This window comes from Desulforamulus aeronauticus DSM 10349 (genome assembly GCF_900142375.1).
Taxonomy (GTDB): Bacteria; Bacillota; Desulfotomaculia; order Desulfotomaculales; family Desulfotomaculaceae; genus Desulfotomaculum; species Desulfotomaculum aeronauticum.
Genome location: NZ_FRAR01000017.1, coordinates 25,034 through 48,831, shown reverse-complemented (window position 1 = coordinate 48,831; position 23,798 = coordinate 25,034). Strand labels below are relative to the sequence as shown.

Annotated in this window: 20 protein-coding genes; 3 read left to right on the top strand and 17 right to left on the bottom strand. The window is 44.5% G+C overall.

The window, feature by feature from the left end; translation table 11 throughout:
• Positions 1-99: 99 nt before the first annotated feature.
• From BUA78_RS11430 to BUA78_RS11420, 3 genes are all read right to left on the bottom strand, one after another.
• Positions 100-2,478 carry a Lon protease family protein gene (locus tag BUA78_RS11430; RefSeq protein WP_072914559.1) on the bottom strand — a complete coding sequence of 793 codons (2,379 nt, stop codon included), beginning with the start codon at positions 2,476-2,478 and terminating at the stop codon, positions 100-102.
• Positions 2,479-2,646: 168 nt separating this feature from the next.
• Positions 2,647-3,963: a hypothetical protein gene (locus tag BUA78_RS11425; protein ID WP_072914558.1), complete on the bottom strand. Its 1,317-nt coding sequence runs from the start codon at positions 3,961-3,963 to the stop codon at positions 2,647-2,649.
• Positions 3,956-4,501 (bottom strand): sigma-70 family RNA polymerase sigma factor, encoded by a 546-nt coding sequence (locus BUA78_RS11420; protein ID WP_072914556.1) that lies wholly within the window; start codon positions 4,499-4,501, stop codon positions 3,956-3,958. The genes BUA78_RS11425 and BUA78_RS11420 overlap by 8 nt, the downstream gene beginning before the upstream one ends.
• A gap of 272 nt (positions 4,502-4,773) precedes the next feature.
• Here BUA78_RS11420 and mnmL point away from each other — a divergent pair, with 272 nt between their 5' ends.
• Positions 4,774-5,736 carry a tRNA modification radical SAM protein MnmL/YtqA gene (gene mnmL / locus BUA78_RS11415; RefSeq protein ID WP_072914555.1) on the top strand — a complete coding sequence of 321 codons (963 nt, stop codon included), beginning with the start codon at positions 4,774-4,776 and terminating at the stop codon, positions 5,734-5,736.
• 52 nt (positions 5,737-5,788) lie between these two features.
• Here the strand turns inward: mnmL and deoC are convergent, their stop codons facing one another.
• The 13 genes from deoC to glpX all read right to left on the bottom strand — a co-directional run bounded on the left by deoC (position 5,789) and on the right by glpX (position 21,143).
• On the bottom strand, positions 5,789-6,463 hold the full coding sequence (gene deoC / locus BUA78_RS11410; protein ID WP_072914553.1) for a deoxyribose-phosphate aldolase: 675 nt from the start codon (positions 6,461-6,463) through the stop codon (positions 5,789-5,791).
• A gap of 26 nt (positions 6,464-6,489) precedes the next feature.
• Complete coding sequence (locus BUA78_RS11405; RefSeq protein ID WP_084082395.1) at positions 6,490-7,497, bottom strand: sugar ABC transporter substrate-binding protein; 1,008 nt, start codon at positions 7,495-7,497, stop codon at positions 6,490-6,492.
• Between the two features lie 86 nt (positions 7,498-7,583).
• Positions 7,584-8,567 (bottom strand): ABC transporter permease, encoded by a 984-nt coding sequence (locus tag BUA78_RS11400; RefSeq protein WP_072914551.1) that lies wholly within the window; start codon positions 8,565-8,567, stop codon positions 7,584-7,586.
• 4 nt (positions 8,568-8,571) lie between these two features.
• The gene (locus tag BUA78_RS11395) at positions 8,572-10,068 is read right to left on the bottom strand and encodes a sugar ABC transporter ATP-binding protein (RefSeq protein WP_175549010.1); all 1,497 of its coding nucleotides are present in this window, start codon (positions 10,066-10,068) and stop codon (positions 8,572-8,574) included.
• On the bottom strand, positions 10,061-11,617 hold the full coding sequence (locus tag BUA78_RS11390) for an FGGY-family carbohydrate kinase (protein WP_072914547.1): 1,557 nt from the start codon (positions 11,615-11,617) through the stop codon (positions 10,061-10,063). Before BUA78_RS11390 ends, BUA78_RS11395 begins: the two co-directional genes overlap by 8 nt.
• Positions 11,618-11,631: 14 nt before the next feature.
• Positions 11,632-12,669: a galactitol-1-phosphate 5-dehydrogenase gene (locus tag BUA78_RS11385; protein WP_072914544.1), complete on the bottom strand. Its 1,038-nt coding sequence runs from the start codon at positions 12,667-12,669 to the stop codon at positions 11,632-11,634.
• 15 nt (positions 12,670-12,684) lie between these two features.
• On the bottom strand, positions 12,685-13,644 hold the full coding sequence (locus BUA78_RS11380; RefSeq protein ID WP_238456800.1) for a sugar-binding transcriptional regulator: 960 nt from the start codon (positions 13,642-13,644) through the stop codon (positions 12,685-12,687).
• A gap of 211 nt (positions 13,645-13,855) precedes the next feature.
• Positions 13,856-14,707: an ABC transporter permease gene (locus BUA78_RS11375; protein ID WP_072914542.1), complete on the bottom strand. Its 852-nt coding sequence runs from the start codon at positions 14,705-14,707 to the stop codon at positions 13,856-13,858.
• Positions 14,707-15,639, bottom strand: coding sequence for an ABC transporter ATP-binding protein (locus tag BUA78_RS11370; RefSeq protein ID WP_072914540.1), 933 nt, complete (start codon positions 15,637-15,639; stop codon positions 14,707-14,709). The genes BUA78_RS11375 and BUA78_RS11370 overlap by 1 nt, the downstream gene beginning before the upstream one ends.
• Entirely contained in the window at positions 15,636-17,993 is a 2,358-nt protein-coding gene (locus BUA78_RS11365; RefSeq protein ID WP_072914537.1) for a hypothetical protein, read from the bottom strand. Before BUA78_RS11365 ends, BUA78_RS11370 begins: the two co-directional genes overlap by 4 nt.
• A gap of 3 nt (positions 17,994-17,996) precedes the next feature.
• Positions 17,997-19,451, bottom strand: a complete 1,455-nt coding sequence (locus BUA78_RS11360) for a PD40 domain-containing protein (protein WP_072914534.1) — start codon at positions 19,449-19,451, stop codon at positions 17,997-17,999.
• Between the two features lies 1 nt (position 19,452).
• Positions 19,453-19,989 carry an RNA polymerase sigma factor gene (locus tag BUA78_RS11355; protein ID WP_072914531.1) on the bottom strand — a complete coding sequence of 179 codons (537 nt, stop codon included), beginning with the start codon at positions 19,987-19,989 and terminating at the stop codon, positions 19,453-19,455.
• 185 nt (positions 19,990-20,174) lie between these two features.
• Complete coding sequence (glpX, locus tag BUA78_RS11350) at positions 20,175-21,143, bottom strand: class II fructose-bisphosphatase (RefSeq protein WP_072914530.1); 969 nt, start codon at positions 21,141-21,143, stop codon at positions 20,175-20,177.
• 275 nt (positions 21,144-21,418) lie between these two features.
• On the opposite strand from glpX, the gene BUA78_RS11345 reads away from it, so the two are divergent.
• Both BUA78_RS11345 and BUA78_RS11340 read left to right on the top strand, forming a co-directional pair.
• The gene (locus tag BUA78_RS11345) at positions 21,419-21,568 is read left to right on the top strand and encodes a peptidase (RefSeq protein ID WP_072914527.1); all 150 of its coding nucleotides are present in this window, start codon (positions 21,419-21,421) and stop codon (positions 21,566-21,568) included.
• A gap of 88 nt (positions 21,569-21,656) precedes the next feature.
• Positions 21,657-22,859 (top strand): MFS transporter, encoded by a 1,203-nt coding sequence (locus BUA78_RS11340; RefSeq protein ID WP_072914526.1) that lies wholly within the window; start codon positions 21,657-21,659, stop codon positions 22,857-22,859.
• Here BUA78_RS11340 and BUA78_RS11335 read toward each other — a convergent pair.
• Entirely contained in the window at positions 22,856-23,752 is an 897-nt protein-coding gene (locus BUA78_RS11335) for an RluA family pseudouridine synthase (protein ID WP_072914523.1), read from the bottom strand. The genes BUA78_RS11340 and BUA78_RS11335 overlap by 4 nt on opposite strands.
• Between the last annotated feature and the right edge of the window lie 46 nt (positions 23,753-23,798).

Here is a 23,798-nt window from a genome sequence, read left to right as displayed (position 1 = left end):
AACAAAGTTTGTATAAAATATGATATCGTTCCTAAAGATGTGATTTGTCCCAAAAAACGGGAATGCACAGTGTTTTTAGCTGTGCATTCCCGTTTCTTATTATTTGCTATATTGATTAAGCCCCTCGGTAAAGTGCTGTAATTTCTGATCCGCTAAATGGAAGATGGTATTTTCCGGATACCCTCCCTTGGGTAAGTGCTCACCCGCGGGCATACCGGTCAGTAATTCAATACCTTCTTCCACCTGAGAGATAGCATAAATATGGAACAATCCCCTTTCCACTGCTTCTACCACTTCATGGCTGAGCATCATATTGTCCACATTTTGGATCGGGATAATGACTCCCTGCTCTCCGGTTAACCCTCTGGCCTGACAGACCTCAAAGAAACCTTCAATTTTTTCGGTAACACCTCCGATAGGTTGAATCTCACCATTTTGGTTCACCGAACCGGTTACCGCCAAACACTGCTTAATAGGCACCCCGGAAAGGCTGGAAAGCAAGGCATAGAGCTCTGCGCTGGAGGCACTATCTCCCTCTACCCCATCATAGAGTTGCTCAAAGGTAATCCGGGCCGATAAGCTAAGAGGTTTATCTTGGGCAAACATATGCCCCAGAAAACCCGTTACGGTTAATACCCCTTTCGCGTGAATACTACCGCTCATTTCGGTCTCCCGCTCGATATTTACCAGCCCCTCTTGACCCATGTAGGTTTTAGCAGTAATGCGAGAGGGTTTACCAAAGGCGTAATTTCCTACATCTAACACCGCCAAACCATTAATTTGCCCCACAACCGTCCCGGTAGTATCCACCAGTATTTTGCCCCGGAGAATTAATTCCTGCAAGCGTTCCTCCACCCGCCGGGAGCGGTATATTTTTTCTTGAATGGCCTGGCGTACATGTTCACCGCTTACTAACTTGGCATCTACGGTCTGGGCCCAGGAAGCTGCTTCCAGAATAATTTCCACCACTTCATTAAATTGAGTAGACAGTTTATGCTGATTACCGGCTAAGCGTGAACCGTACTCGACCATTTCTGTCAAAGCGGAACTATCAAAATGAGGTAGTTTTTCCCGGCTGCAGACCGAACCAATAAAAGCTACATAGTTCTTTAAATTTTCCGGCGTGCGGGGCATCACTACCTCAAAATCCACCATCACCTTAAAGTACTTGGCAAAGTCTTCGTCAACCTGCTGCAGCAAGTGGTAGATTTTCGGTGAGCCAATCAGAATCACTTTAACCTGTAAGGGGATGGGCTCGGGATGTAAGCTAATGGTAGGCACGGAACGAAACTGCTCACCTATGTTTTCTATCAATATCTGGTGGGTTTTCAGCGCTTTCTTTAAAGCCTCCCAACAATTAGCATCTGCCAGCAGATCTTTGGCTTGCAGGATCAGATAGCCGCCATTGGCACGATGCAGGGAACCCGGTTTAATCATCGTTAAATCAGTATTCACAGAACCCATCTGGCTGCGATATTCAATCTTGCCAAATAGATTATAGTAATGAGGATTGGTTTCCACCACCACCGGTGCACCCAGAGTATCCTTATTATTCACTAACAAATTGACTCGGTACTTTTTATACAAGTCTTCATACAGGCTGTCCTTATCTGTGCTTTCTTCATCAGCCAGACAATTGATATAACGGGTAATGTCCTCCACCAATCCGGTAAGGAAAAGCTGGATTCTGGGAATATCTTCATATTTCTTTTGTAGCTTTTCAGCCAATGGGCAAATGTTTTCCTGAACCAACTTCAGATCTAATTCACGAACTACCTGTTCTGCTTCTTTTTCTAACATTTTGCCGCTGTAGGCAATTTCCTCGGTGCGGTTCTGAAGTTCCTTTAAGGCCAGTTCCAGTTTTTCTTTTTCTTCTGCAGCTAAGGCTTCGTATTGTTCCTTGGATAGAGGTTTATCTTCTTGTAGGGGAACAAAGAAAATTCCCTGCTCGGTGGTTTTCATTAAAAAGCTGGCAGCCTGGGCATCCTCCTTTAGCTTGGCCAAACTGTCATCTATTTTTTTATTTACTTCCTGAGCAATGGCACTTTTTCTCTGACTATACTCCTTCCCCTCAAACAACTTGGCCAAGGTCGCTTTTATTTCCATGGTAAAGTCAGACATATCTTGCTTAAACGTAGCTCCCATGCCGGCAGGAAGAGTCACCGCCAAAGGAACATCCGGATTTTGAAAATTATAAATCAAGCACCAATCTCCCGGCACTTCCCCCTTGGCCGCAGCCTGGGCAACCACGGTTTGGGTATAAGTAGTCTTGCCAGTACCCACAGGGCCCGCCACAAAAATATTATAGCCATATGCCTTCATCGTAAGGCCAAATTGCATGGCTCGAACCGCCCTTTCCTGACCAATAAAATCTTTGAGGGGCGGCACATCTGCCGAACTTTCACAAAATTGTAGTTCCTCCGGCAGGCAGCGACGTCGTAACCGATTTACACTGACAATGGTATGTTCAAGTTTCATAAGTTTCCTCCACTAACCTTTTCTTCATATATACTATTAAATTAAAACACCTCCTGCCAGAAGGCGACAGAAATTTTATATTTTCTGAAGATGGAACAAATTCGCCCATATCGGGCACACATGACAAGAAGCCAATTGCAAAATGCAATCGGCTTCTACGATAAACTATTAGTTAATTTTCAGGGTCCAATGACCGTTTACCACAAAGTTCGGCCAGCTCACATTGAACTTTGCATTTTGTAATTTTTCGTCAAAACTGATACGCATTGTACAAACATCATCTTGCCAAGTGCTGTCACCACTTTGCACATCTTTACTGTAGAGGTTGACCTCCCTAACAGCAACCTCTGCTGTGTTTCCCGTGTTCAAAGCGAATTTTAATTCGGCTGTTGTGGCAGAGGTTCGTTTAATGCTTTGGAGAACTATTTTTTGCAATTTCAGGTCAATTTCCCGGTCAATTCTTTTTTCTTCGTTCAACTCCGGAATTGCCACATCAAAATTGCCAAAGTCCCTTTCATAACCAACCAGCAAGCTTGGTATCTTTAATTCAATTTCTTTGTTGGCAGAAGCCTCGGCTTCAAATTGGGTAATGGGTCTGCCAACCGTATTTTTAGCCTGGTTGTAAGTATAAACGTTTTTCTCCTGGTCATAACCAAGGAGGGGCTTAGTCATTGCAGAAGTCCCACTCGTTGTGATGCCATTTTCATTTTTAAAGGTTTGTGTCACCGTTTTTTGAGTCGGTTCGCCAATGTTTACCAGCTTCAAGTCCTTGTCAGTAAAACTTGTTAAGATCTGCACACCCCGGTCAGTCTTTTTATAACCAACATTTACCCAAGCAATATTCGTTTGTTCGGCAGGTTTAATCTCACCGCTGCCAACTACGGGTTCACCCTCCGCCAAATGGATACTATAACTTTTTTCTCCAATCATCAATTTCAATTCCTTCGTTGGTGAGAAGCTGTAATTTTGCTCCGCTTCATTCCAAAAACTGAGCAGCAAATGATCATTGTCGTAACTGTAACCGCCCGGTTTATAGAGGGTGCCGTTTGCCGTGGCAACCGATATTTCTGGCAGCTTATCTTCTGTTAAAGGAAAAGTTAAACCCATCTCTAGCCTGTCCTTGGTAAAAATAACATTCTCCAGTTTACTTTCCTTTTCCAATTGCAGGGGAGATTTCAGATAGTAGGCGCTGCCGTCTACAACCGTTGAGTAGATTGCCCTTTGATTGAAAAAAGATCCGACAAAGTCTGAAATCTCCGCAGCATAGACGTTGGATATACCGACAAAGGCAATTAAAGACGCTGCCACAAAGGGATAAATTCTTTTTCTTTTCATTTTTGACCGCTCCTTTTTTAACTTCGTGAATGCTTTTTGGGTAATAGAATCCAGATCAATTTCCATGCCGTTCATTAAATCATCCAATTCCTTGTCCAGTAAATCATGATCAAGATTTTGCATTAGCGTATGAATTTGCTTTTCAGTCATAAGATAACACCTCCTTGATGATCCTCCTGCCCCGTAAGAGCCTGTTGTCTATTGCCGAACGGCTTAACCCCAAAGATTGCATAATATCGTTAATTTTTTCGTTATAAAAATACCTGCGGATAAAAAGTTCCTTGTCGGTTTTATTAAAGCTATTAATGGTTTCCAGCAGCTTTTTTTGTGTTTCTCTGTCGATAATCTGTTTTTCAACAGTATCAGGTTCCTCAAGCAGGTAATCATCAATATTTTCAACCTGATTTTTTTTAAGCTTGCGCTTATAGGTAAGGGCCTTATATTTTGTAAGGATTAAAATCCAGGTTTTGAAATTGCTTCTCTCACTGTCAAATTCGTTGATTTTTTGCCAGACCTCCAAAAATACGTCGGCTACACACTCTTCTATGTCTTCTTTACTGTTGCCGATATTTAAAATGTTATAGGTCAAATAATAAACAGGCTTGGTATACTCTTTGATTAAGAGACCATAAGCGTTTAAGTTTCGTTTTTTTATTTCAGATATGAGCTCATTCTCTGAAAAGTTCATTTGTTCACCTCCTGGTCTTTCATAAAATACTACGTTCTCTACCTACAATTTCTCTTAAAACTTTTGATAAAAAGTATCTTAATTTTATCAGACCAGATACATAAGAAATCCCACCAGTAATGTGTGGTGGGTAGATTAGAAAAACTTAGCTTGTTTACTTACCCGTGACCTTTAGGCTATGGCCTAAAGAATACGCGGTTGTTGAGAATAAATCCTCTGTGATATACTTTTGAAATGCGAGAAGTGGTAAGTACGAAATTAGGGGTGAGTCTATGCAAGGGAAATCAACCCGCTATCGCCAATACTCCGATCATTTGGTGAAAAAGTTTGGACAAAAGGTTTATAAATTACCCGTTAATTTACCGGGCACCTGCCCGAATCGAGATGGCACGGTGGGTAAGGGTGGGTGTATTTTCTGTGATGAAGCAGGGGCTGGTTTTGAATGCCTGCCAAACACTCTGGATATTCAACAACAGATCGAAAAAAACCGGGACTTTTTTATTAAACGCTTTCATGCTAAAAAATTTATTGTTTATTTTCAAGCCTTCACTAACACCTACTTGCCCCTGGAGCAGTTTAAAGAAAACATGGTAGCTGCCGCCTCTCAGGAGGATATTGTGGGCATTTCCATTTCCACCAGGCCGGATTGCATTAACGATGCCTACCTGGATTTTCTAGTGGAGCTGCAAAAAGAATATGGCCTCGATATTAATATTGAGTTGGGTCTGCAAACGGTGAATTATCACACCCTGACGAGAGTAAACCGTGGTCACACTCTGGCGGAATTTATAGATGCCGTGCAGCGAATTAAGCAAAGAAACTTTGAAATCTGTACCCATATTATTTTAAATTTACCCTGGGATAACCTGCTGGATGTCAAAGAAAATGCCAAAATCCTTTCTGTCCTGGGCATCGATTATGTTAAACTGCACTCCCTCTACGTGGTAAAGGGAACTCTCCTGGCTGATATGTATGAAAGGCAGGAATTCAAGATTATCTCACTGGAAGAATACACTAACCGAATGATTACCTTTTTGGAATACCTTCATCCGGATATTGTGGTACAGCGTCTGGTGGGCAAAGGACCCCAGGAGCACCAGCTTTTTGCCAATTGGAGTACCAGTTGGTGGAAGATTAAACAAAGTATCGAAAATAGCTTGGAGGAAAAAGACACCTGGCAGGGTAAAAAATGCGATTACATGAACGGCAAGGCTTTAAAGGATAGGGCTAAATAAATACAACAAAAGGATCACTAGTATTCACTGGTGATCCTTTTGTTGTTTGATACTAATTAATTTCTTTGATAATATTGACTCCTGCACTGGCCCCAATCCTGTTGGCGCCGGCTTTGATCATTTTTAAAACATCTTCACTGTTTTTAATACCGCCGGAGGCTTTTACTCCCATTTCTGAACCAACGACTTGCCGCATGAGAGCAATATCCTCCACAGTGGCTCCGCCGGTACCAAAACCAGTACTGGTTTTTACAAAATGGGCACCCGCTGCCTTGGCTAATTTGCAGGCAGCAATTTTTTCCTCCTGATTCAGGTAGCAGGTTTCAATAATAACCTTGACAGCAGCCTCTGGATTGGTTTCTTGCGCTGCTTTAACCACAGCAGCAATGTCCTGTAACACCTTAGCTTCATTTCCTTCTTTTAAAGCCCCGATGTTAATGACCATATCTACTTCCTGGGCACCGTTTTTAACAGCATCTCTGGTCTCATACGCTTTTGTTTCTGTGGTAGAGCACCCCAGAGGAAATCCCACCACGGTACAAACCATTACCCCAGAGCCTTTCAATTGCTCCGCAGCCAAGGAAACAAAGGTTGGATTTATACAAACCGAGGCAAAACCGTATTCCTTAGCCTCCTGGCATAACGTAATGATATCCTGCTGCGTAGCAACAGCTTTTAACACTGTGTGATCAATCATTTTGGCAATTTCTGTTCTACTGGTAGTCATCTTTGTCTCCTTATATAGATGGGGATTTATTTTTGAGTCTCGGCGAATACCAATTTATCATTTACATAGCTAGCTGCGTTTTCTTTGGTAATCAGACCGGTGCCAGCATCAATAAATTCAGGATACTTTTCACCCTTTAACACGCCAAGGGCAGTATCAGTAACAATTTTACCCAGTAGGGCGGGATCATTTAATACGGTAGCATTGTACTTGCCGCCTTCAATTGCTTTAATGGCTTCCATTAAACCATCAATACCTACAATCTTAACTTTATCAGCCATCTTATTTTGCTCAAGTACCTGTAAAGCACCTAAAGCCATATCATCATTATGTGCATATACCAAATTCACATCTGGGTTGGCTTGTAACAAATCTTGGAAAGCTTTGACAGCTTCAGATCTTACATAGTTGCAATAAGGTCCTTGTACTACTTTAATACCAGCTTCCTTATCAACAGCGGCATGAAAACCATCACGACGATCCATCATTACTTTACCACCGGCATCGCCTTGCAGTTCGATGATTTTACCCCGGGCTTTTCCTTCGCCGCCCAGTAAGTTAACAGCTTCTTGACCCGCTGCTTCACCCATCTTTTTATTGTCGCGGCCAACAAAGGTGGCTACAGGAGTATCGGTGGGACGGTCAACGGTAATTACAGGAATGTTATTTTGTTTAGCAGCCTGTAATGAAGGGCTAACACCGGAAGGGTTAACCGGGTTGAGAATTAATACGTCGATACCTTTGGTAATTAAATCTTGAATATCTTTATTTTGTTTCTCAATATCATTTTGCGCGTCAACATAGACTAACTCTGCACCTTGAGCAGCAGCTTGTGCCTTGGCAGCATCCATTAAAGCTACATAGAAGGGGGAATCCAGTGTACATTGGGAAAAACCAATGACAACCTTTTTGTCTTTAGCACCCTCTTCAGCAGGTTTTTCTTTGTTTTCTCCGGCTTGACCACCACAACCAGAAATCAATAATGCCAAGCTTAGTACCATTGCCAATACTGCATAAATACGGTTTTTCTTCACTTTAAAATCCTCCCTTTAATTTATTTCGTCTAAAAATGTAAACCCTTTTTCCCGTTAACCCACCCCCTTATTAGGGTTATATACTCTTAGGCTTTTTTACCTGTAACAAATTTATTAAGGACTAACGCCAGCACGATAATAAGTCCCATAAAAATATCTTGATAGTACGATGCCAAACCAACTAAGTTAAAAATATTGGTAATGATGCTCATCAGTAACACCCCGGCAAAGGTTCCCCAAACACCACCGCTGCCTCCGGCTAAACTCGCGCCACCTAAAACAACCGCTGCAATGGCGTTCAGCTCGGCACCCTTAGCTGCCGTCGGCTGTCCCACCGTTAACCAGGATGCCAGGATAATACCTGCCAGTGCCGATAAGATGCCTGAGACAACATACACCGAGACTAGATGCCAATTAACGCGGATTCCCGATAGGTGAGCTGCTTCGGGATTGCCGCCCACCGCATAGAGGTTCCTACCGAAAGAAGTATACTTGAGTGCTAATGCCGCACAGATCGTCAAGAAAATCCATATGAGACCGCTAACCGGCACTCTGCCAATAAAGCCTGCCCCCAGAAAGCTAAAGGGTTCCGGTAAGCCAAAAACTGGTTTTCCGTTTGTTACCAGCAGCGCCAGGCCACGGGCAGAAACCATCATGGCCAAAGTAGCAATAAAGGCGGGGATGGTAAACTTGGTGGAAACGTAACCGTTTATCCAGCCTAGCAAGGCACCCGCAGCTAGTGCTGCCACAATCGATAGAGGGATACCCCAGCCAGCAGTAATCAGGATTGCCACCACCATACCCGATATGGCAGCAACCGAACCAACAGACAGATCAATACCTGCAACGATAATGACAAAGGTCATACCGATGGCCATAATGCCAGTAACGGAAGACTGTTGAAGCAAATTCAAAAAGTTTTGTAGGGTTAAAAACTTTGGCGACAAAAATCCAGCTATGGCAATAAAAGCAAACAATAAAACCAACAAATTATATTTACCAATTAACTGACCGATACTTAATTTATCAGATGCTTTACCTTGCATTGTTATTTTCGTAGCTCCATCCATCTGATTACCCCCCTGCAACTGCATAACGTAGTATAGTTTCCTCTTGGAAATTATCCTTCCGGAATTCTCCGGCAACTTTGCCATTGTACATAACCAGTATTCGATCACATAATTGCAGTAGTTCTTCAAGCTCCGAAGAGGCTACTACTACGCCAAACTCTTTGCTGGCTAAGTCTTTGATAATCGAATAAACTTCTTCTTTAGCTCCGATATCAATCCCTTGAGTAGGCTCATCAAAGAGCAAAATAGTAGATTTTCTAATTAACCACTTGGCTATGACAACTTTCTGTTGATTGCCACCACTGAGATTTCTTACAGGAGTTTTTATGGAAGGAGTGACTATTTTTAATTTTCCAACATATTCTGAAACCTTGTTATACATTTTTGAATACTTTAAAACTCCCGTTTGTGTAAACATCCTAAGGGATGAAATAATACTGTTTTCCCAAACTGATAAATTTAGCACCAACCCCTGCGTTTTGCGATTTTCAGGCACCATGGCAATGCCTGATTTAATCGCATCTGCAGGACACTTAAATGAAGCTTTTTTACCTCGGATCTTTACATGGCCCTGTAAAGGTTTATCCACCCCATAAATAACTCGTAAAACTTCCGTTCTCCCGGACCCTACCAAGCCATAAAGACCTAAAATTTCACCTTTGTTTAACGCAAGATTAATAGCTGTTAATTTGCTGGTACTAACATCCGTAAGGCTAATAATCTCTTCCCCGGTTACCATGACCGAGCTTTCATTTTTTCCTTTGGAAAGGGTATGGCCAATGATTAGCTCAACTAACTGATCTTGGTTGAGCTCTCGTAAATCTGTCGTGGTAATGTGGCGGCCATCTCTTAAAACAGTTACTCGATCGCCGACCCTAAATAATTCCTCTAATCGGTGTGAAATGTAGATGACCGTAATTCCCTTGGCTTTTAACCCTTCTATTACCCTAACCAATGTCTCAAACTCTTCACCAGAAAGAGTTGCCGAAGGTTCGTCCATAACGATTAATTTAGCTTCAGTTGCTAATGCCTTGGCTAGCTCAACAATTTGTCTTTGGCCAATACTAAGCCCTGAGACCGGCTTTTTGACATCAATTTTGATCCCTAAGTCATTGATAATTGCTTGGGCCCGTTGATTTAATTCCGTCCAATTGAGAAAAATACCATATTTTTTCGGATACTTGCCTAAGAAGATATTCTCTGCCACAGACATGTTTTGTGTTAGGGATAACTCCTGATAGATTACCGCAATCCCTAAACGCGCACTGCTAATAGGGTCCGTTATCTCTACAGGTCTACCTTGAAAAGTAGTTTCTCCTTCATCCTTAAGGTAAACACCGGCAAGTATTTTCATCAGCGTAGATTTACCGGCTCCGTTAGCACCTATCAGACAGTGGACTTCACCTGCCTTGACAGACATGTCCACCTGCTTAAGTGCCTGTACGCCGGGAAAGGATTTTGATATTCCTTTCATTTCCAAGATGTAATTGCTCTTATTCAATACTCTCACCTCTATCTTGGTGAAACTGATGCATTTCATGCATTTGGCAAGCTAAAAGCTCATAGGTTTTTTTGTACTTTTCAAAATAATAAGAATATATTTTGTGGTTTTGATCCTCAGGATAAATGGTATCTGCATATTGCACCATGTTTTGGGCCGCTTCCGGTATGCTCTCGTATAATCCCAGTCCGGCAGCAGCACAGATTGCACAGCCTAGTACACCGGCTTCACTGAATTTTGTCTTTAAAATGGGAATACCGGTTACATCTGAAATAATTTGCAGCCAGAGTTTATTCTTTAATACTCCTCCACAGGCTACGATTTGTTCAACTTTAAAATCAGAATCCGAGAAATTATCTAAGATATTTCTCGTTCCATAGGCTACGGACTCTAAAATCGCTCTGTAGAGATGAGCCCGGCTGTGACTTAAGGTCATTCCCCAAATACACCCTTTGGCCATGGGATCTCGATAGGGTGTTCTATTTCCCTGCCAAAAGTCCAACACGACCAGTCCATCCGAGCCAGGTGATATCTCGGCAGCCTCTTCTATCAGAACTTGGTAAGGCTCTGTGTCATCAGGAAGATTGTTTAAGTCTTTGGCTAACTGATCTTTAAACCACTTAGTTAATGAACCACAGGAGACTTGACCTCCTTCTAACAACCACAAGTTATCAAGAATCGCATTGGGATAGGGTCCCCAGAGGCCCTTCTTAAAAATGGGTTTCGGGGCATGGGCCAGGTGCACAAAACTGGTTCCCATGATAATGCTCATTTGGCCTGGTTCAACAACACCCATACCCAGCATCCCGATATGTGCATCAATGCCACCTTGGAAAACAACCAGCCCCTCCGGTAACCCTAATTGCTGAGCCACCTCATGCTTTATTTCACCCACTGGTTTCCCCACAGGTACAACAGTAACAGGTAGTTTATCTGCAAAATCTTCTAAGCCAATGTCCTGCATGAATTGCTTGGACCAGCCACCTTCGACATCAGCATAATTCCACTTGCAGGTGGCATTACAACGGGAAGCAACCCACTTACCCGTTAGCTTAAAATTTAGCCAATCTTGCATTTCCACAATTAAATGGGCCTGTTTGTATAACTCTGGTTGATTGTTTTTTAACCAGAGCGTTTTTGGTAGCATCCATTCAACAGAATCTGAACCACCAGAGTATTTAAGATAGGGATGATTGGAGGCATTTATTTTTTCAGTTTCTCTGATGGCTCTATTATCCATCCAGAGAATAGCCTCTGTTAATGGTTCTCCCTCTTTCGTTGTAGCGAGAACCGTAGAAGAGGTTGAACAAAGGGTCATTCCCTTGATGGAACTGCGATCATCTAGTTGGGAGAGACAGTGGGTCAGGGCATCTTGGAAGGCATGCCACCAATGATTTGGCCTTTGTTCAGCCCAACCCGGTCTGGGGTATTGTGTTGGGTAAGGAACGAAGTTCATCTGTAGGCAGTTGCCATCACTATTGAATACAGCCACCCGTACCCCCTGCGTACCAAAGTCAGCCCCCAGCACAAGAACCTTATCTTTATGCATCTCTTACCTCCTGATTAAGGTAGGAATAATACCTTGTTAAAGAAGAAATCTTTTTCCGAAAATTTCTTAAAGATAGCGGGGCCTTCCTCTAAAGGTAAGCGGTGACTTACCAATGGATCGGTTTTCAGTTTTCCTTCATCCATCATTTGCAAACTATAGGTCCACTCTTTACCGGGAAATGGATTGGAAAAGGAGTTCCAGGAACCCTTGATAATAAGTTCACGCCTTAAAATGTTATTAACGGCCTCTTTAGTGAGTTCAAGATTGCGGTGTGAAATACCAACAAATACCGCTTTCCCTAACTTCCCTGCGGAGCAAACACATTGATTCTGAGCAATGGGTGACCCTGATGTCTCGAGAACAAGATTAACCCCATTCCCATTGGTAATTTGGTTAATCTCTTTCACTGGATCACTTTCTAAGCAATTAATCACATAATCCGCACCAATCTCTTGGGCTACATCTAGTTTTTCTTTCTTTAGGTCAACCGCGATAATACTTTTGGCACCAAGTATTTTGGCAAATTGAATGGCAAACATGCCAATGGGTCCACAACCATAAACCGCAACAGTATCACCTGCCTGTAGGGTTCCATTCCAAATAGCGTGAATCGCATTGGCAGCAGGATCAACCATAGCAGCTGCCTCGTAAGATACTCCATCCGGTAAAGCTAAGAGGTTCGTGATGGGTACATCAACATATTCAGCCATGGCACCATTTCTTCTAGAACCAAAATAATCATAGTTTTCGCATAGTGAGTAGTTGCCACTCTGACACCAATGACATTCGCCGCAAGGAATTAAGGGCGGCACGACCACTCGATCACCCTTTTTCCAAGCACCGGCCTCATTAACCTCAACAATTTCACCACTAAATTCATGCCCCATAACAGTCCTGGGCTGATAAGCTCCATAAATATTTACCCTTGGAATATCTGAACCACAAACCCCCACTGCTTTTACTTTAACTAGCACACTTCCCGGCATTATTTTAGGAATCTCAATTTCTTCGCATCTTAAATCCCCAGCTTCATACAAAAGTAGACTTTTCATCTGCAAAACTCCCCTTTATTCCTCTGACTTTATTAGTTCAAGGCATTTCTTAGCCGTAACTTCATCGATAAACAATGTGTTAACATACTTTCCCTTTAAAGCTCCCACAACAGCCTTTGCCTTTTCTTCACCGTTGGCAACCGCGATGGAATACTCCTTATTCCTTAATTCCTCTAAGGTAATACCAACTGTCCGTTGGTTTAGTTCTTGATCCACAATGCTTCCATCAATCCTAAAATACCTTGAGCAAATGTCTCCCACGGCACCAGCTTGTAAAAGTTTTTCGTATTCTTCTTTTTGAAAGTAGCCCGCTTGAACTAGAATGGAATCAAAACCGGCCTTACCAATACCATAGACAGCAATACGTGCCTTTTGGGAGAGTTCTAATGTTTTACAAACATTGGAGTCTGCAGAAATAGCCGTTGCTAACTCAACGCTGTCCACAATGGTTGGTACCGGAAGCATATAAGGTACCGCATTTAGTGAATTTACAAAGCCTTCAATAATAGCTGCTGATTGCGTAGAGAGATAATGCTTTGTCACACCGCCGTTTAATTGCGTCACAATAACGTTGTTGGCATTTATCTTGGATAAGTTCTTTACCACAAAGGGCAAGGTGGTTCCCCAAGAGACTCCAATAATATCTTCATCCCTGATAATTTCACTTAAGAAATTACTGACAGCCCGTCCCAAATCATCTCTAATTACGTCTGGGTGATCAATCATAACGGGTACAACACATGCCTTTTTAAGGTTAAATCGCTCCCGGATTTCCTCTGCTAATTCATGAACTTCCAATTGAGGATAAACTACTTTTACTTCAACGATTCCTTCTTTGTGAGCTTTATCTAACAGTCTGCTGACTGTTGCTTTTGATATTTTTTCTATTTGAGCAATTTGCTCTTGTTTATAACCTAACTCGTAATACAGTCTGGCGATTTTTACCAATTGAAGATCATTATCTATCCCTGCCACCTCCACCTCGCTGTCTAGGAAATTATCTTTTCTAAATTATTACTTTTATTATAGTTCTCGCAATATTTACACATTCCTTCTTTTTTGAAAAAAATCTTATACATGTGAAAAAAGTTTCACTGAAGAGATTTTGGCGCTTTCCAATAAGCATCAAAAAAGGATTACCCCGCCAAACAAAGGGTAACCCTTTTTCTACCTACTCTTTACTGGTTCATCTAAATAACTTCCGATTATGGTTCATAGGATTTAACTTCCAGCCACTCCAAAGGATTAAGACAACACTAATCACGACGCAGGTAACAGTGTAAGTGCCCCAGTAGGGAAGCCACATCTCCCGTCCTGGGCCGAAGGTAGCATTTTCTCCTAAAATTCTCAATACCACCATCACTGGGTTGGTATCCTGCAGTAGTTGCACAATGAGCGGAGTTTCCTGCAATTTGATCATGGCACTTTGGGCCTGTTGTTGATAGAGGGTGTAGATGAAACCGCTTAAAAAAGCCGTACCAGCCACTAGAAAAAAGACAATGCCGTAGGAAGTGATGGTACTAATACCGGTTCTTTTAAAATACGTGGAGCAGCTTACGCCAATGGCGGCATAAAGTAGCATAGACACCAGAAAAAAGCCTAGGACACCCAGGATTTGCAAAGGTGCCAACCCGCCAAACATAAATACCAGGCTATATAGGGGTAAGGTAGCAAACAATAATAGTGCGGTAAAAGAACAGGAAGAAATCATTTTACTGACTACAATGCCCAGCGGAGTTAATTCGGTGGTTAGTAATACGTTAAGTGTCTGTCTTTCCCTCTCCCCACTAATGACGCCGGCTGTCAGACCCGGTACCACAAAGGCCAGTAATCCCAGTTGAGCCATGCTAAGCACCGTAAAAATTTCTTTACTGCTGCCTGGTTGGAAGAACGCCGGAGCGCTGCGCCAGCGCAGGTAAATATACCCCAACGAAAAGCCACCCAGTACCAGTAGATAAAGCAGTACCACGAGGGGAGAGCGATAGGTACGAAATCTTTGACGTAACTCTTTTAGTAATACCGGGTTTAATTCTTTCATTATACTTCTACCTCCCCGGTCACAGCCATAAAAGCGTCCTCCAAGTTCCCTTTAACCTCGGCAAACTCCAGCACAGAAAACCCTTGGTCCATAATCTCCCGCAGTAATTGCCCTTGTTCTGTTTTATTACCGGCGAAAGATATCCTGGCCCAACCAGCATCACCATCCAGATTTACCACCCCGGTTTTATGCCGTACATACTCCAGCAGTTCCGGCAGTTTTTCTGCCACATCTACCTTTAATACGCGGACTCCTTGGCGGGCTGCCGTTACTTCTTCCACAGTGCCATTGGCTACCAATCGTCCCTGCTCTAAAATGGCAATGTTGTCACACATCTCAGCCAGTTCGGGTAAAATATGCGAACTAATTAAGATGGTTTTATTCATCCGTCTCAGTTGGCGAATTACTTCCTTCATTTCCGCCCTGGCTCTGGGGTCCAACCCGGAAGCTGGTTCATCCAGGATTAATACCGCAGGATCGTGCACTAGGCAGCGGGCCATAGCCAGACGTTGTTTCATACCCCGAGAAAGGAGATCCACATAGGAATCCGCTTTATCCGAAAGGTTCACCAATTCCAGGAGATCCTGACAAAGTTGGGGTCTTTTACTGATCGGTATACGGTAAGCGGCGGCGTAAAAATCTAAATACTCCGTGGCCTTTAGACCATCGTAGACGCCGAAGAAGTCCGGCATATAGCCAATCAGTCGCCGTACCGCTGCAGCTTCTTTTATCACATCATGTCCCCCTACGACGGCGGTGCCGCCATCCGGGGCCAGCAGCGTGGCCAGAATGGACATAGCCGTGGTTTTCCCGGCCCCATTGGGACCAATTAAACCATACACACGACCTGCCTCAATGGTCAGGGTAAAATCTCTAAGGGCGTAACTGCTGCCATAGATCTTTGTGAGCTGCTTTATTTCCACTGCATTCACTGAACAGCCACCCCTCTCACCGTCACTACAGGCAGATCCACTTTATCAGGATTCCCTGTACCAGCCGTTTTTTCCACCTGGAAGCGGAATTCGCCTGCCGCCGAACCATAACGTGTTAGCTCCTCGGCACCAATCTGCAACCCATCAGAGGGTATGTCCGCCCATTTGTTCTCCTGCCAGTCATAAACCCTTAGGGCCAAATATTTATTGGTTTGGGCAGGAAAAGTCAGGCCATCCACCCTGAAGTTTTGCTTGTTGAGCCTTCCTAGGAGATCATACTCCAGCGTGACCTTACCTTCATAAAGGGTAATGCCTAAGGGAGTTTGATTAAAGGCACCCCGGCTGTCCGTTACCTTTGGCAAGTACATACCCGAGGGCAATTCCACCGTTTTTCCCAGAGGAATCGTCAACTGCAGGTTTTGTGTCAAAAGCATTAGATGGTGTTCACTAACGTTGGCCTTATCCGATAGGATCTTGAACATATCTAAGGAATCATCGCTCCAGCCAAAGAATAACGGCTGATTGCTGCCTTCCTGCATCCGAGAGCCCATGGCAGTATCCACCATCTGTCTTTCACGGACAAAGGTATCCTGTTCGCCAGGCTTCAGCGGAGGAACCAGTAAGTCCCTGAATTCATTGGGTCCTAAGCTGCCTGGCCATTTAGCTAGGGATTGGTCTATTGCCAAACTACCACCGGCAGGAAGATTTCCTAAGGAAAGGGAACGACCTCCCAACAAAATGCGGCAATCTCTTAAATTCATCTTAGTATGGTTTTCAATTTTTCCCTGCAGAGTGCCATTCTCCAATAGCAGACTGCCGCTGATCTGGCCCATATCTTTTTTGATGGCGGTTGCTCTGGCATGGCGCATAGACCAGTATTCAACATTGGAAAAAGAAATCTTAGGAGACGCGACATCATTATATTCAATGACAATGCCCTTGTTTGGCGAGTAATAGGAATTGGCCGGCCAGACAATGGCGTCCCTAGGCCCCTCAATATCCAAGTTACCACCATAGGGACTAACGAAGGCAGCGGTTGCATTCACTTCTGCTCGCTTGTCATCTAAAATTTCAACCACCGCCAACGTTTGGCTGATGGGGGCATTGATCCTTTGGGCCGGTGACATCAGGTAGACGCCCCCTGTGGTAAGCAGGGCACAGGCAGGGATCAGCCACCACATCCAATCCCTTTTATCACAACGTTTTAATAATAGATAAAAACCAGGCCCTAGCACCAATACATAAAAAACCCAAGCCACCGCTACCTTTGGTATCGGTGGGGTTTTTATCTGAGGTAGATAGGTAGCTGCCTGAGCCAGACTATCATTGCGCATCTGTCGTTTTTCCTGGGCCATTTGCATTTTTACGTTGATGCCTGCTTGGCCAGTCTTGTTGCCGAACACCAGGGGCCATACGGCAGCAGACTCCGAGGTGAGGTTTTCTAAAGAAATCCCGGAGTAGATAACCTGACCCTTTCCGTATTCCCGGGAGGCCACCACCACAACACCATTTACCTTGATGCGTGCTTCACCCTCCTGCAAAGGACCGGTGGTCACATTCATGGTCCCCTTAACTACCTGTAATCCTCCTAGATCAGCCGCAACAGCTTGCTGAACCTCTGCCAACACAGGAGAAAGATCGGCCAGTGGCCCACCGGAGGATGCCCCGGCACCACCGGAAATAATTAGCATCCCCCCCAAGGATGTCCAATCCTTTAGGGTGGCTAGTTGTTGTGTCGTTAGCTCTGCAACAGAAGTGTCATCCACAATGATGATATCTGCCAAAATCAACTCCAGAGGGTCTCCGGGCAAAGATTTTGGGGAAAGATATTTTATCGTGGTTTGACCGCCAAAGGACTGGTCAAACCACGCAGCAATACCGCCCTTGAGAGGTTTTTCTCCCAAACTCAGGGCGATAAAACCGCCATTTACTACCGTCCCTTGCACCGGACTGGCAGCCACCGGTTTGTCTCCTGCCAACAATACCACGGAAGCACCGTCATTAATCATTTCACTAGGTACCATTAGCATGGTCTTAGTAAGACCTCCTGCCGGTACCTGCACAACCCTTTGGTAACGGGTAGCTTGCTGCGAGGAACCTTTTTCAAGTAGATCCCTCCCCGGTTCCACCACCAGTAAACCGGTAAATGCTTCACCCTGGTTGGCAATACTCACCTGGAGTCCTGTGGGCAGCCCGAGTTTATAAATGCCACTTAAACCGGGCTGTACTGCCAACCGCACTGTTCCTGCTTCTCCTGCCAGTGACACAGTGGGTTGTAGTAGGGACATCAATCCTAAAATTGTTAACAGCAGGACCAGTAAAGGACTACCGAGTCCCTGTTTTATTTTACTCATCTACTAGTCTCTCTCCTTTTCCCACCGTTCTTCTAGGCTGACTTTCAGCAGGGCTACCGTGTCACCGTCCCGGCGAGCAAATAACAACCACTTGCCCTCGGGACCAAAAACCTGACCCTCACATTTATTGACTTCATTAAGAATGAGTGTTTTCGGCTCCCGGGAACCACTTAATTCCTGTTGACGCAGCCAATTAAGCTCTACGCCGGAAATGCGATTCTCCGTAGGCACTAATAAATGACTTGTGGCCAACCAGCCGATACCCTTATTTAACTTCTTCAAAGCCGGGGAACCATCTTTTCCCAGGTAAGTGATACGCATCTCTGCCACCTGTTGACGAACACTGTATTGGGGCTCACCATTAGGCAGGAAGGTTAATACTCTCTCTTGAACTTTTTCCGAAGAAAAAGCCAGATAGCCATTGGCTCCCCACACGGGGTTTTCACCTTGGCCTAATAAATCTGCATCACCTGTTTGGGCATCCACCAACCACAATTCATAACCATTGGTTCGACTGGGCTTTTGCACAACCAGGTGTTTCCCATCGGGCGACCAGGTAGGAGCATCCCCTTCAATGACACGTCTTTCCTGGCCAGCCTGGGAACTAACCCATACCTCTGGGACACCTCCCAGCCGATTCACTACATAGGCTAGTTTTTTACCGTCCGGTGCATAGGCCAGATTGGAATAGTGATTGGCTTCCAGGGTATTGTCCTTTGCTGCAGTAGACATTGCCATATTGCTGGCAATTTCTAGGGAGGCCACCTCCTGTTTAACACGGGCCTTGGCCTGTACAGGGAAATTTTTTTCTCTTGCAGAGAGTAATTCCTCAGTGGTAAGATGCTTAATTTCTTCAGAACCGTTTTGACTTACAATATATGAGATCTGTTTACCATCCGGTGCCCAGGCTGGGGACCGAAAAACCTCTCCTTCAGGCGGCTCTAACGCAGCCAGTTGGACTCCCGTTTCAGAAAGCACTACCAAACTGCCGCCCCGGACCAGTACTATTTTCGTGCCATCAGGACTGATGGTTGGCTGAAGGGGGAGTGCCTCCGTCCAAAAACGGGTAAGTTCCTGGGGGTTACCTGCTGCTTCTAAAAAATAGTTACCACTGGTATGACGCCATAACCCAGTTAAGGCAAAGGCTAGTAAGAGCACTGCCACTGATCCTAAAAATGCCTTGACCCACGGATGTTGCACAAACTTCCAGCGATTCGCGGGTTCTTCCGGGTAAGTCGGCACTTGTCCAGAACCCTGGCTTTTCAACTCCAATTGGCGTTCCAATAGTTTTTTACGTAATTCCACCTGCAATTGGCGATTGACTGGAACCGTCTCCCGTACCTGCCGCATGTGACTTAGTAAATGAGAAACACCCTCACCTTCAGCTTGTCTGGCTTTTAAATAATCTTCCATGGGAAGAACCTTATTCTCCTGATTATGAACTTTTTCTTCTGTCATATCAGGCACTCCCCCCTTCCCGATCATATTTCTGCCGAAGCTGTTTTAAGGCACGATGATGCAGCATCCGTACGGCCGATTCAGTCTTACTCAAAACTTCCGCAATTTGAGCAAACCGAAGATCTCCGGCATAACGCAGCGCTACCACATCCCGGTAATCCGCTGAAAGATCTTTTAATAATTGGCGAAGTTTCTTTACTTCTTCTCCCTGCAACACTGCCTGTTCCGGTCCGTCATCGGAACCAATAGCCAATTCCAAGATAATATCCTGGGTGGCATACTCTCGTTTGCCCCGTATGTAATCTACGTAAACATTGTGGGCAATACGAAAGATCCAAGCAGCGAAGGGACCATCCGCCCGGTACTTACTGAAATTCTCCAGCGCTTTCATAAAAACTGCGGTGGTTAAATCATCAGCATCCCAGGTATTATCCACTCGGTAGCGTAAATACCGATTAACCGGTTCAAAATAACGGTCGTATAATTCTTCAAATGGTAAATCGCCATCCGGATGCCTTTGATTGGTTGCCGGAGTCATCAATTAAACCCTCATTTCATCATTACATTGCAAATGCTTAAGTACTCACCTATAGAGACGCTGGCTAGGCTAGAAATGTAACGCGGGAGAGGAAATTTATTAGCTGTTAACCAATGGCTAATGGCCAAAAGAGGGAGTATCGCAAAAAAGTAGTTTTGCGATACTCCCTCTTTGATTTTCTAGAGTTATTCCATAATTAAATGAGGTTTGTTAGGAATACAATGTAACGCTTTAATCCAACGTACTGTCTTCGTGCGCGCCCGCATCACCAGTGAGTGGGTTTCTGCCCGGTCGTTACCCACAAAGCGCACGCCCCGCAGTAGTTCCCCGTCGGTTACTCCGGTGGCCGCAAAAATAGCATCTTCTCCTCTTACCATATCGTCCATTAACAGTATTTGCCGAGGGTCCTGTAAACCCATTTTTACACAACGGTCGTATTCTGACTGGTTGTCTGGAACCAATCTTCCTTGCATTTCTCCCCCCAGGGCTTTAATGGCAGCAGCAGAAATAACGCCTTCCGGTGCTCCCCCGGTACCGATGTATAGATCAATGCCTGTATCTTCAAAGCAGGTGGCAATGGCAGCGCCTACGTCACCATCACTGAACAATCGAACCCTGGCTCCGGTGCGGCGAACAGCTTCAATAATCTGCTCATGTCGCTCGCGCTCTAAAATCATTACCGTACAGTCTTGAATTCTCTTCCGATTCGCCCGGGCAACGATTTCCAGTGTCCGGGGAATGGGGTCGTCGATATGAATTAATCCTGCGGCTCTGGGCCCTACGGCAATTTTCTCCATATACATGTCCGGCGCATGCAACAAATTACCTTTGTCAGAAATCGCCACCACAGCCATTGCATTGTTTAAACCCTTGGCCACAATATTGGTTCCTTCCAGGGGGTCCACTGCTACATCAACTTCCGGCCCCTGACCGGTACCAACCTTTTCTCCGATGTATAGCATGGGGGCTTCATCCAATTCCCCTTCACCAATCACAACTGTGCCTGAAATATTTACCGAATCAAACATTGCCCGCATGGCACTGGTGGCAGCCTGATCCGCTTCATTTTTCTTTCCTCTCCCCATCCAACGGGAAGAAGCTAAAGCAGCTACCTCAGTAACCCTGACAATTTCCAGAGCAAGTTCTCTATCCACAATAAAAGACCTCCTTAGTATTGAACCTGTCTCTATTATTATAGCATTGAAAGGACATAGTAGAGCTACATTTTTATACCGGGTAGGAATTTCTAAAATAATTAGTTCTAAAATGAATAATTCTATAAATAATTTTTCTTGACTGCATTGTCATTTTTACTTACACTTTCAGAAAGTATAAAATTTTAATTGAAAGTATAAGAAAAATTAATGCAATCTTAATTCAAATTTCTTCTTCAAAATGATATAATGAAAACAAAAGGAGGTAAGAATGTATGTCTGAAAAGGAAAGGGCTATTCAAGCGCTACGCCACATGATTGAACAAAATGAAGCCAGGGGCCAAAAGGAAGGTAAGTTAAAGGATTGGTTTAACGGACTCAACAAAGACTTGTGGAAAGCGATAGAAACACTGCAACGGGCTTAGGGAGGCCTTTTTTTATTGCCTTTTTAGACATATTGGGTATACAATAAGACCGTAATAGTAATGTTGACAATTTGGGGGTACTTTTTAAATGCAACAATATACCGAGGCCCGTAAAAAACGGGACTTTTTTCTTTTTATGGTGACATCCATTTTTCTGGGCCTCTACAGCGGTTTGTATGAACCATCTTTTAATAACTATCTGAATGATGTTTTTCATATTGGCGAAGTGGCCCGAGGTGGTCTGGAGTTTCCCCGGGAACTTCCTGGCTTCTTGGTGGTGTTTACTACGGGTCTTTTAATTTTTCTGCCCGATGTACGCATTGCCATGGTAGCCAGCCTTATCTTGGCTACGGGCTTGCTGGGCTTGGGCTTCTTATCTCCCTCCTTTCCTTGGTTAATTGTTTGGATGATTACTTGGAGCGTAGGGTCTCACTTGTCCATGCCCATGGAGTCCAGTATTGGGGTGGCCCTGTCTAAGCCAGGCCAAGAGGGTAAGACCTTAGGGCAACTGGGTGCTATGAAAACGGCTGCTTCTCTGGTAGGTTTTTTGTTGGTATGGTTAGGCTTTCGTTACATCGATATTCAATACTCTACCATTTTTGCTCTGGCAGGGCTTTGCGCCATTGCAGCCGCGGTCTGCCTATTCTTCATGCAGCCCTTGAAAACTAACAGAAAGCGTCAAAAATTACTGTTCAAGAGAAAGTATCTTTTGTTTTACTGGCTGAACGTGCTAATGGGTGCCCGTAAGCAAGTCTTTCTCACCTTTGCTCCCTGGGTGTTAATTAAAGTATTTCATCAACCGGTTACCACCTTTGCAGCTCTTGGACTGGTTGGCACGATGGTAGGCATACCCTTTCGCGCTTTGCTGGGACGAGCCATTGATAAATTTGGTGAGCGGATAATCATAGCCGCGGAATCTATCATGCTGGTAGTTATCTGTATCGGGTATGGTTTTGCCAGGGAACTGGGCTTGGGCAGCCTAGCCATTTGGTTGGTCTTTGCCTGCTACATCGGTGACCAGCTTCTATTTGCCTGCAATATGGCCCGAACCACTTACTTAAATAAAATTGTGGATTCGCCCGCAGACCTAACCCCCACCTTATCCATGGGCATTACCATTGATCATCTTGTATCCATGTCCATTCCCTTCTTTGGCGGATTGCTCTGGATGAAGTTTGGCTATCAATATGTTTTTATGGTAGCAGCAATGATTGCTTTAATTAACTTATTTGCAGCCTTTCAAATTAAGACCGAAAAACCTGTTTATACAAACACTTCCGCCGGTGCTTAATGCATCCTGAACAAACCCTTTAGATCCGTCGGCAACGGACAGGCTAACTGAGTTGGCCTACCTGTTACCGGGTGATAAAAAGATAAATAGGCACAATGCAGGGCCTGACGTTGGATGGCTAGCTGCTGCCCACCGTAAAGAGAATCTCCCAACAGGGGGTGTCCCAGGTAGGACATATGGATACGCACCTGGTGGGTACGACCGGTTTTAAGCTCTAAGCAAACCAGACTGTAATGCTTCCATGTACGCAGCACCCAGTAGTGGCTGATAGCCGGTTTGCCAAGCGGCGTGACCATCCGCTGAATGATACTGTCTGGAGCCAACCCAATGGGGGCATTAATAATCCCTTTGGGCGGCACTGGCTCCCCTTCCACCACCGCCAAATAACGGCGAATAAACTGCTCCCGGTGCATTTGCTGCTGGAGTTGTTGATGGATATAGGCATTTTTAGCCACGAGAACGATGCCTGAGGTATCGCGATCCAGTCTGTGAACCAGTCTTACCAGATCCTGTTCTCCTTGTTGTTGCCAGTGATAGACAATGCCATTGGCCAGGGTACCCGTGGCTTGATTCGTTAGTGGGTGAACCAGCATATTGGCCGGTTTGTTTACCGCCAGCAAGTCCCTATCCTCATAAAGAATATCTAATGCTAGCTGTTCCGGAATTACCTGGGATGGTTGCCGATGGATCACTAATTCCAGACAATCCCCTTCCCTTACCCGAGTATTGCTTTTTACCCTGGTGCCATTAAGCAGGATGTTCTCCTCCCTCTTGGCTCGGCGCAGCAGACTGCGGGACACACCCATAGACTGCCTGAATACTCGCTCCACAGTCCATTGATCCTTTTCTGTATCGATGATTATTTTCAGATAACCTTCTCGCTGCTCTTGCATAAAACCCTTGACCTCCCTGTAATGAACCCATTGCTAAAATTGGTAG